The sequence below is a fragment of the Streptomyces sp. ERV7 genome, assembly GCF_001653515.1.
Classification (GTDB): domain Bacteria; phylum Actinomycetota; class Actinomycetes; order Streptomycetales; family Streptomycetaceae; genus Streptomyces.
On sequence record NZ_LYOY01000099.1, the window covers coordinates 1 to 9,029 of the forward strand.

At 67.9% G+C, this 9,029-nt stretch carries 15 protein-coding genes and 2 pseudogenes; 12 read left to right on the top strand and 5 right to left on the bottom strand.

Going from position 1 to position 9,029, the window contains the following annotated elements; translation table 11 throughout:
* The 6 genes and pseudogenes from A8W25_RS30865 to A8W25_RS30885 form a co-directional block, all read left to right on the top strand.
* On the top strand, nt 1-462 hold a 462-nt coding region (locus A8W25_RS30865), incomplete at its 5' end, for a DDE-type integrase/transposase/recombinase (protein ID WP_158942837.1).
* 63 nt (nt 463-525) lie between these two features.
* Complete coding sequence (locus A8W25_RS34215) at nt 526-795, top strand: hypothetical protein (protein ID WP_158942839.1); 270 nt, start codon at nt 526-528, stop codon at nt 793-795.
* 75 nt (nt 796-870) lie between these two features.
* Nucleotides 871-1,594 (top strand): annotated as a pseudogene (locus A8W25_RS30870) (CobW family GTP-binding protein); the annotation flags it as partial.
* Nucleotides 1,595-1,818: 224 nt separating this feature from the next.
* Nucleotides 1,819-2,340 carry a MarR family winged helix-turn-helix transcriptional regulator gene (locus tag A8W25_RS30875; RefSeq protein WP_067167774.1) on the top strand — a complete coding sequence of 174 codons (522 nt, stop codon included), beginning with the start codon at nt 1,819-1,821 and terminating at the stop codon, nt 2,338-2,340.
* A gap of 118 nt (nt 2,341-2,458) precedes the next feature.
* Complete coding sequence (locus A8W25_RS30880; protein WP_067167776.1) at nt 2,459-2,920, top strand: hypothetical protein; 462 nt, start codon at nt 2,459-2,461, stop codon at nt 2,918-2,920.
* Between the two features lie 52 nt (nt 2,921-2,972).
* Nucleotides 2,973-3,839 (top strand): NmrA family NAD(P)-binding protein, encoded by an 867-nt coding sequence (locus A8W25_RS30885; protein ID WP_067167778.1) that lies wholly within the window; start codon nt 2,973-2,975, stop codon nt 3,837-3,839.
* 106 nt (nt 3,840-3,945) lie between these two features.
* On the opposite strand, the gene A8W25_RS35510 is transcribed toward A8W25_RS30885, so the two are convergent.
* The 3 genes from A8W25_RS35510 to rpmB form a co-directional block, all read right to left on the bottom strand.
* Nucleotides 3,946-4,074: a hypothetical protein gene (locus tag A8W25_RS35510; protein ID WP_267890405.1), complete on the bottom strand. Its 129-nt coding sequence runs from the start codon at nt 4,072-4,074 to the stop codon at nt 3,946-3,948.
* A 188-nt stretch (nt 4,075-4,262) separates the two neighbouring features.
* On the bottom strand, nt 4,263-4,568 hold the full coding sequence (gene rpsN / locus A8W25_RS30890) for a 30S ribosomal protein S14 (protein WP_067167779.1): 306 nt from the start codon (nt 4,566-4,568) through the stop codon (nt 4,263-4,265).
* Nucleotides 4,568-4,804 (bottom strand): 50S ribosomal protein L28, encoded by a 237-nt coding sequence (gene rpmB / locus A8W25_RS30895; RefSeq protein WP_067167781.1) that lies wholly within the window; start codon nt 4,802-4,804, stop codon nt 4,568-4,570. The genes rpsN and rpmB overlap by 1 nt, the downstream gene beginning before the upstream one ends.
* A gap of 80 nt (nt 4,805-4,884) precedes the next feature.
* Here rpmB and rpmG point away from each other — a divergent pair, with 80 nt between their 5' ends.
* The 6 genes from rpmG to A8W25_RS30925 all read left to right on the top strand — a co-directional run bounded on the left by rpmG (nt 4,885) and on the right by A8W25_RS30925 (nt 7,573).
* Nucleotides 4,885-5,049: a 50S ribosomal protein L33 gene (gene rpmG, locus A8W25_RS30900; protein WP_067167783.1), complete on the top strand. Its 165-nt coding sequence runs from the start codon at nt 4,885-4,887 to the stop codon at nt 5,047-5,049.
* A gap of 31 nt (nt 5,050-5,080) precedes the next feature.
* Entirely contained in the window at nt 5,081-5,335 is a 255-nt protein-coding gene (locus A8W25_RS30905) for a type B 50S ribosomal protein L31 (RefSeq protein WP_067167784.1), read from the top strand.
* Nucleotides 5,335-6,486: a CobW family GTP-binding protein gene (locus tag A8W25_RS30910; protein ID WP_067167785.1), complete on the top strand. Its 1,152-nt coding sequence runs from the start codon at nt 5,335-5,337 to the stop codon at nt 6,484-6,486. The genes A8W25_RS30905 and A8W25_RS30910 overlap by 1 nt, the downstream gene beginning before the upstream one ends.
* Nucleotides 6,487-6,538: 52 nt before the next feature.
* The gene (gene rpsR / locus A8W25_RS30915; RefSeq protein WP_067167786.1) at nt 6,539-6,781 is read left to right on the top strand and encodes a 30S ribosomal protein S18; all 243 of its coding nucleotides are present in this window, start codon (nt 6,539-6,541) and stop codon (nt 6,779-6,781) included.
* A 138-nt stretch (nt 6,782-6,919) separates the two neighbouring features.
* The gene (locus A8W25_RS30920) at nt 6,920-7,132 is read left to right on the top strand and encodes a hypothetical protein (RefSeq protein WP_067167787.1); all 213 of its coding nucleotides are present in this window, start codon (nt 6,920-6,922) and stop codon (nt 7,130-7,132) included.
* Between the two features lie 93 nt (nt 7,133-7,225).
* Nucleotides 7,226-7,573: an ASCH domain-containing protein gene (locus tag A8W25_RS30925; protein WP_067167788.1), complete on the top strand. Its 348-nt coding sequence runs from the start codon at nt 7,226-7,228 to the stop codon at nt 7,571-7,573.
* 89 nt (nt 7,574-7,662) lie between these two features.
* Here A8W25_RS30925 and A8W25_RS35340 read toward each other — a convergent pair.
* Both A8W25_RS35340 and A8W25_RS30930 read right to left on the bottom strand, forming a co-directional pair.
* A pseudogene (locus A8W25_RS35340) lies at nt 7,663-7,776 on the bottom strand (IS630 family transposase); the annotation flags it as partial.
* A gap of 201 nt (nt 7,777-7,977) precedes the next feature.
* The gene (locus A8W25_RS30930) at nt 7,978-8,931 is read right to left on the bottom strand and encodes an esterase/lipase family protein (RefSeq protein WP_067167789.1); all 954 of its coding nucleotides are present in this window, start codon (nt 8,929-8,931) and stop codon (nt 7,978-7,980) included.
* Between the last annotated feature and the right edge of the window lie 98 nt (nt 8,932-9,029).

Here is a 9,029-nt window from a genome sequence, read left to right on the forward strand (position 1 = left end):
GTCGAGGGGAAGTTGTATCTCTGCGCGATCAAGGACGTCTTCAGCCGGAGGATCGTGGGCTACTCGATCGACGCGCGGATGAAGTCCCGCCTGGCCGTCGCGGCGCTGGACAACCCGGTTGCCCGGCGTGGCGGTGTCGCGGGATGCATCCTGCACACCGATCGAGGATCGCAATTTCGGTCACGGAAGTTCGTCCGGGCGCTCGACAACCACCGCATGATCGGATCGATAGGGCGGGTTGGTGCGGCAGGCGACAACGCGGCCATGGAGTCCTTCTTCAGCCTCCTGCAGAAGAACGTCCTCGACCGCCGCACATGGAACAACCGCACGGAACTGCGGATCGCGATCGTGACCTGGATCGAGAAGACCTACCACCGACGCCGCCGACAAACCGCGCTCGGCCGGCTGACCCCCGTCGAATACGAAACCGTCATGACCACATCGGCTCTCCAAGCCGCGTGACCACACCTGTCACCTACATCTGCAGCAGACCCGTACATGCTGGGCGCCGGAAGCCTGATCTTCATGGAAGACGCGGACATGCGAGCGGCATGCCGCGCCGCCCAAGGAGCCACGAAATACGACTACCTCGACGGATACGACGCCAGGTACTTCCCTCCGCGCTTCCTCTGCCGCCTCAAGCAAGGCGGCAGCTACCCCGCCCAGGTCCCCGGATACGTCAACCCGTCCCTGGTCCTGCTGTCCTCGCTGACCATCGCCTGCGCAAGCGCGTCCTGGATCACCAGAGCGAAACCCGCAGCCCACAACATCCCGGAAGAAGGCAGAGCAGTCTGAGCATGCCCGGCCAGCCCCTTCCCGAAGCCGCTGTGGGCAGCACCGCATGCCGGGTGAGGGCAACTCACGGTGAGCGGGGACGAACTCGCTGCGCGCGGCCTGGACCAGTACGAGGACGACGAACGCACCGTCAGTGACCTGCTGATGGACCAGATCGAGTTCGCCGACGTCATCGTGCTGAACAAGCTCGACCTCGTCGACACCCAGTCCGCCGACCGGCTGCGGGCGACACTCACCCGCCTCAACCCGGCCGCGCGGATGGTCCCCACCGTTCACGGCTGCGTACCGCTCGGCGATGTCCTTGGCCCCCGGCTCTTCGACCTGGAACGGGCCCAGCAGGTGCCGGGCTGGGTCATGGAACTCATCGGGGATGACGTGCCGGAGACGGACGAGTACGGCATCTCATCCACTGTCTTCCGCTCCCAACTCACTTTGTCCGGGCTGGTTGTGGACATTGGTGACCGAGGAACTCGACACTGGGATCTACGGGCCGATCCTGCGCTCCAAGGGCTTCTTCACCCTGGCCAGCCGCCCGCGCGTGACGGGCCTGTGCTCACAGGCCGGTTCCGTGGTCCGCTTCGAGCCATCCACCGCGCGCGAAACCGAGAGCCCCGAGGCTCAGGATCTGGTCTTCATCGGGACGGACTTGAACGCGGATGCTCCACAAGCAGCTCTGGGCGACTGCCTCATGGCGGACGGCGACAGCGCGTCGACCGTGGACCTGTTTCCTGCCTGGGAGACCTACGGCATCGACGACGCCTGCGAGGACGAGCACCCGGCACTCGAGAGGAGCGCCTGAAACCCCGGGCCGGGCGGTGGTCGCAGCCACGGCACCGTCCGACCCGGTCGGCACCGGGGCAGACGACCGGGCACGTCAGGCTCGTTCAGGGCACCGATGACCAGGCCTGCGGTGAGGCTCCCGGGCGCGGCGGGCTGTAGTCGGGGGCAGAGCCGTCCGGAGTCTGCGGCTGCGAGGCTCTCGGCGACTTGACCGGCAGATAGTTAGCTGCCATATTACTTCTCATGAGTGACGAGGATGGGAACCCCGGCGCTGCACCCACGCTCGAACAGGCGCGGAAGCAGATCGCGCGGTACGGGCTTGAGGCCGACCCGCAGGCGGTGCTTGTCGCGGTGCGCCTGATGGCCGCCGGGGCGCGCTTGGACCGGGCGTCCGAAGTGCACTTCGCGCGTTCCGGGCTGTCGACCGGGCGCTACCGCCTCCTGGTGGATCTCGAGGACAGTGACGGGGAGAAGTCGCCGTCGCAGCTCGCAAAGAGTCTTGGCGTCTCGCGCGCCACAGTGACCGGTCTGGTCGTTGGCCTGGAGCGAGAGGGCCTGGTGGCTCGCCGCGCCTCAACGGAGGACGGGCGGGGCGCAGTAGTCGTACTCACGGCGCGCGGCAGCCAGCGGTTGCGCGATATGTCCGCGGACCACTTCGCACGGCTTGAGGCGCTGGTCGGTGGACTGGCCGCCGACGAACGCGGGCTGTTCCTCGACCTCCTGGAGCGGATCACTCAGCGGATCGACGCATTGACTGCCGAATAGCTGCGGCACCAATTCCGCGCGGGGGCTGCCGCCTTGACGGAGCGACACCTTTCCTGCACCCATATAGTTAGCTCCCTAATCAACCGGTTAGTCAGTTAATTTATTTTGGAGGAGTCACATGAATCGCCCTCCCAGAACCGCCCAGCGCGGTTTCGCCACGCGTCCGTTCACCCTGTGGAAGGAAGTCGCGACCGCCTACCTGGCCCCTGCGCTCACCGCCGGGCTCGGCGGATTCCTTAGCGGCCAGCCCGAACTGACCAGGGCCGCCTTCACCTCCATCGGGGCCACATCGGCCTTGGTGGCCTGCATCGTCGGCGCGTGGCTGCACCGCCGTGGCCGACCCCAGCGCTGGACAGCCTCGGCGCTGCGACCGGTACTCACCCTCGGACTTGCCCTTACAGCGGCCGGAATCGCCGGCCTGGCCGGATGGTTCGGATCCGACTGGCTGCCGTCGCACACACCGGTGCCCGATGCCGGATGGCTGGAGCGGCTGCGGATCGACCTGCCGCTGTCGGCCGGCCTGGCCGCCGCCATCGTCACCTGGCGGTGGCACGGCACGACATCCCGGCAACAGGCCTGACCCAGCCCTTCCCACCCGACTCTCCAGACCCCTCACCCACGAAAGGCACACTGTGATCACCATCATCGGCGCCACCGGCGCCACCGGCAGCGCCCTGCTCCGGCGGCTCATCGAACTCGAAGTCCCCTGCCGCGCCGTCAGCCGTACGCCCGGCAATCTGCGCGCCGCCGTCGGCACGAACACGCCAGTCGAGATCGTCGGTGCGGACGCCGCAGACCCTCATTCGCTCCGAGACGCGTTCGAGGGATCCACGCAACTGTTCCTCGCCATGGCCAACAGCCCGCGTCAAGCCGAGCTGGAGACCAACGTAATAGACGCCGCAGCCCACTGCGGGGTACGGCACGTGGTCAAACTCTCCGCCCCAGCAGCCGAGCCCGCCTCACCGGTGGCCATCTCGCGCAGCCACTGGCGGGTCGAGGAACACCTGGCGAAAACCGAAATGACGGCTACGCTGCTCCGGCCCTACGCATTCATGCAAAAGCTGCTCCTGAACGCCCCAGCGATCGCCGAGGGCGTACTCATCGGGGCCATGCGCGAGGCACCCTGTAACTACATCGACGTCCGAGACATCGCCGACGTCGCCGCCGAGACCCTCCTGCGCCCCAGCCTTGCCGGCGCCACCTACACCCTGACCGGCCCGCGGGCCTTCAGCCACCCCGAGCTCACCCGTCTACTCGGCGAGCTGACCTGCCGCCCCGTTCGCTACATCGACCTGCCGCCGAGCGAGTTCCACAGCCACCTCCTGTCCACCGCGCATATGCCGCCCTGGCTCGCCAGCCACGTGGTAGAGATCCAGCAACTGGCCATCGCACGCCCGGAATCTCCCAACGACACCACCGAGACCATCCTCGGCCGCCCCGCCAGGACACTGCACACCTTCCTCCGCGAACATCTCCACACGTTCACCAAGACCGCCTGACCGACCGCCCAACCGTCTGCCCCCGCCCGTCACCCACTCCGGGATACCGGTCCCGGCATCCCGGAGAAGGGCAGGCGAGACGGACAGCGTCCGCAGTAGATCGCCATCAGCCTGGCGCTACGACCCCCAGCAGGCGGAAGCCGTCGCCGAAACCGGCCGCACGGCCGCAGTGATCGCTCTGCTCGCCGATCGCGCGCCCGGCCTGCTGCGCGCTCACCGGCGCAACGTCACTCATGCGTGCGCTCCTGCCTGGTCCTGCCAGAGACGACTTCTTCCCACTTCTTGTTCTTGACCTCGCTTGCCGGGGCACCGATGAGCACGCCGGGAAGCGTGCACAATGCCGGTGCCGCCCCGGTCGGGGGCGCGACCGGCCGCCACAGCCACGCCCCCTCCCCCTCGGTCACGTATGACGGGGGAAGTTCCCTACCAGGACGACTTGGTGACGCCGGGCAGGAGGCCCGCGTGCGCCTGCTCCCGTACGCAGACCCGGGAGAGCCCGAACTTCCGCAGATACCCTCGGGGCCGGCCATCGACACTGTCGCGGTTGCGCACGCGGGTGGGGCTGGCGTCGCGCGACTGCCTGCGCAGTTCGGCGACAGCGGCGCTGCGTTGCTCCTCCGTCGAGGAGGGGCGGCGAATGAGCTCCTTGAGCTCGGCCCGCCGGGCCGCGTACCGCTCGACGACGGCCTTGCGCTTCTCGTTCTTCGCAATCTTGCTCCGCTTGGCCATCAGGCCTTACCTCCCCGGGCGCGGATACGTGCGACAGCCGCTTCCACGCCGATGACGTCGACGGTCTTGATGGCGCGGGCACTCAGGGTCAGGCGCACGTGGCGGGCCTCACTGGGCAGCCAGTACCGCTTGCGCTGGATATTCGGGTCGAAGCGGCGGGAGGTGCGCCGGTGCGAGTGGGAGATGCGATTGCCGAAGCCCGGCTGGGCGCCGGTCAGTTGACAGTGAGCGGACATGGAAGTGACCTGCCTCTCCTTGGGTGAGTTCTTGAGGGGATCCTTATTGATAATGGAAACCGTTCCCATATAGTAGCGGCATGGCACGCAACGAGCTACGCCCGATCGTCAAACTCCGCTCCACCGCGGGCACCGGATTCACCTACGTGACCCGCAAGAACCGCCGGAACGACCCGGACCGCCTGGTCCTGCGCAAGTACGACCCGGTCGCACGGCGACACGTCGACTTCCGCGAAGAGCGCTGACCCGAACACCCGCCACCCCAGGAGGCCCGCCATGAAGCCTGGTATCCACCCCGCGTACCGTCCTGTCGTCTTCCGCGACAAGGCCGCCGACTTCGCCTTCCTCACCCGCTCGACGCTCTCCAGCGACCACACCATCGAGTGGGAGGACGGCCACACCTACCCCGTCGTGGACGTCGAGATCTCGTCCGCGAGCCACCCCTTCCACACCGGTACGGCACGAGTCCTCGACACCGCGGGCCGGGTGGAGCGCTTCGAGCGCCGCTACTCCCGATTCGAGGGCCGGTGATGCGCGAGGAAGGCCGACTGCCGATCGTCATCGTCGGCGGCCTGCACAGCGAGGCGCGCCGACACGTCGTCGACCGTCTGCTGACCGCCATCCCCGGAAGCGTCGCCCTGCACCATGACCTCTCCACCGCGGACACGGGCACCGTGCGACGTCATATCCGCGACGTATCGGGCGAGTTGTCGTCGGGCGAAGCCCCGCTTCTCAACGACTGCGCCTGCTGCGCACTGCGCGAGGACCTCGTCCCCGAACTCGAGCGCCTGGCCGGCCACGGCCTGAGCCGGCTCGCGATCGTGGAACTGTGGGACTCGGTCGAGCCCAAGGCGATGGCAGAGGTCGTCGCGGCCCACAGCGGCGACGACTTGCGGCTCACGAATGTGATCACCGCGGTCGATCCTGCCCTGGTCCTGCCCTACCTCGCCAACGGAGACGACCTGGCCGAAGCCGGACTCGCCGCAGCGGCGACCGACCAGCGCACCATCGGCGACACCTGTGCACGCCAACTGGAGTACGCACCCGTGCTCGCCCTCGTGGACAGCGAGGAGGCGGACGAACAGGACCACGCCCTGCTCACCCAACTGCACCCCACCGCCCGCCACGTCAAGGCGAACTCCGGCGATCTCGCCCAGCTGGCCTTCGCCGGATTCGACGTGGAAGCGGCGGCCACGGCCCAGCATCCGGCCTGCGCGCTCCTGCCACAGGAAGCCGACGAAGCCGGAGTGACCACACTGGTCTGGCACCACACCCGGCCCTTCCACCCCGAACGCCTCTACCAGGCGCTGGAAGCTCTGTGCTGCGCAGCTGCACGCAGCAGGGGACGGTTCTGGCTCGCCGACCGCCCCGACACCCTGCTGGCCTGGGACGCCGCAGGCGGCGCACTCTGCGTCGAAAGCGCGGGCCCCTGGCTCGCGTCCCTTCCCGACGCGGCCTGGGAGCTGGTCCCGCCGGTGCGCCGAGCGGCGGCGGCCCTGGACTGGCACCCCGAGCACGGCGACCGCTGCCAGCATCTCGTGTTCACCTCCCCCGGACTCGACCGCGCCGGCATCGAAGAGCTCCTCGACTCCTGCCTGCTCACCGACACCGAATACGCGACCGGACCTGCGGGTTGGCGACGCCTGCCCGCGGCCTTCGACTCCCTGCTCGACGCCATGTGACCCCCGACAACCCGTACACCGAACGCCCCAACTCTCACCCCGAGGAAGCCTCATGACACGGCACGTCAAAACGCGCAAGCCGGTGAAGTCCCGCTCCAACCCGCTCGTCGCGGCCGGCATCACCTACATCGACTACAAGGACACCGATCTGCTGCGCAGGTTCATCTCCGACCGAGGGAAGATCCGCAGCCGGCGTGTCACGCACGTCACCGCTCAGCAGCAGCGACAACTCGCCGCAGCCATCAAGAACGCCCGCGAGATGGCCCTCCTCCCCCACTCCGGCAAGCGAGACTGACGCCGTCCAGCCCGCTCGGCGGGGCCCGACCGACCGAGCCCACCGGCGGAGCAGGCCCCGCAGCCGGCTGCTGCCTCCCCGGCCTACGGTTTCGCCGGAGCGGGCAGCAGGGTGGAATGTGGTGAGCCGCCCCTGGTTGTGCGGCGCCGCGTTCCCGGGGGGGGCGGATCACTTGCCGCCCACGGCAACAGCGGCCAGGAGCAGACATACGGCACGCAGTACACGACGGTCGAGGGGACGTTCGGTCCGTACCCGGTCGCCGACCCCGACGACCTCGATGAGCGGCGCGCTCGCGCCGGTCTGCAACCGCAGGCCGAGTACGACGCCCGTATGCGGCAGACGTACGGCTAGTGCTTGACCGGAAACGCTCGCCGACCCGGGCCCCGGGGCATCCACCGGATCGTGGGACACGGACGGTTTGCTCGTTCCGCTAGGGTGCGCCGAATGGACGACAGCACTTCATGGCAGCACTCAACGGCGACTCAGACCCTGTACTTCCATCCTGACTATCTCGATGCAGTACGCGCCCAACAGAAGACGACCACAGTACGTTTCCGTGACCCGGTGGAGACGGGCCCGGTGAGCCTGGTGTTCGAGTTGGACGACGAGGTGGCACTACCGGGTGTCGTCACGCAGGTCACTGCAAAGACGATTGCCCAGCTGAGCGAGTCGGACGCCCGGGCGGACGGCTTCCGTGACCTCGCCGAGCTTCACGACAGACTGCGGTTTCACTACCCCCAGATCGAGCCGACCGACACCATCTCCATCGTGCACTTCCGGTTGGCGAAATGAGTGAGTGACCTCATGCATCGACTGGAGTGCCTCCCCGCGGGATCGCGCCGCTTCGGGACGTGGGCGGCCCCAGCGCTGCAGACGTTCCCGCGGATGCGGGCACGTTCACGGCGCTGGGCGGCCAGGACGTCCGGGTGGCCGGCACTGTTGTTGCGCCGGCTCCGGTAAGCGTGCAGGACCCAGGTCTGGACGGTGGGGTTGGGCTAGCGCCAACAGCTGTACCGCTGGTCCAACGAGGTGCGGTTGAGTTTCCTGGGGTGAACGAGGGCGTTGAAGACCGTCCAGAACGGCGGCCGCCAGATCTTCACGGGACGGGGGGCGGAGTCGGCCGCCTCACCTTCCGGCAATCCTCCGGCGGCCGCCTGACGATCGAGATCGGCCAAGGCGGACCTTCGGGCCGGAATTCAGAAGGCGGGCACCCTCGGCACACAGGGAGCAGCCGGCGCTGAGGGGTCCAGGGCCCGTTTGACCAGTCCGATCGCACGCGGGCTGTACGACATGCTCAGATGGGCGGAGAAGTCGACGAAGCAGCCCTCCTGCAAGGTGATGTTCTGCACCGTTGCTCCGGGGCCCGCCGTCATGAACGTGCTCTGCCAGGGGGTGGTGATCTCGTCGTACTTCGTGCCGATCACGGTGTAGTCGACCCCGGGAACGGTGTCCCCGTCGGCGTTGAGCTCCTTGATGAAGTCGGACTTCTCGTACTGCTGGACGCCCGCCTTCCCGAGGGGCTTCTCCCCGGACTCCAGCATGTGGAACATGTCGGCGAGAGTCTCGATGCCGCTCATGGTGGTGCCGTGGTTGGTCGCGCCGAGCTGGACGACCTTCTTGACCTTGTTCTTCGAGGGGTCGGCCGTGTTCGCGCCACCGTCGGCCTTGAGATACCAGCGGGACAGGGTCCCACCCTGGGAGTGGCCGACGAGGTCCACCTGGCCGGAGCCGCTGGCGGCGAGCACCTTGTCCACGAAGGCGGCCAGCTCCTTGGAGGACTGCTTGATGTCTCCGTAGCCCTTGACGGTGGGAGCGAGAGCCACTCCGGCGTCGTCGGTGTCGCCGTAGTCGAGGGAGTAGACGCAGTATCCCTGAGCCTTCAACTCGGGTGACATGCGGGCCCAGTTGTTGTAGCGGTTCTCGTAGGTGCCGTGGACCAGGACGACCGGACGCGGGTGGGCGGCGCTGGGACGGCAGTTCCAGTCGTTGGCGCCCGGCGGATCGATGTCGAGGTGGAGGATGGAGTAGCCGATGGCGGGAAGGATGTTGTCCTGCTCGGGGCCGGTCTCCGCGGCCGCGGACGTGGAGGTGGCCAAGACCGTCGCCGCGGCGGCGGCACAGACGGCGGTGGCGTATCTGGGTATGTGCAAGACGGCTCCTGAGTAGTGCGGAAATCGGATCACGCGCGATATTTCCCATGAGTGCCGACCGAGGAGGGAACCCCCGGGTGACCTCCCCCCGACGTCCC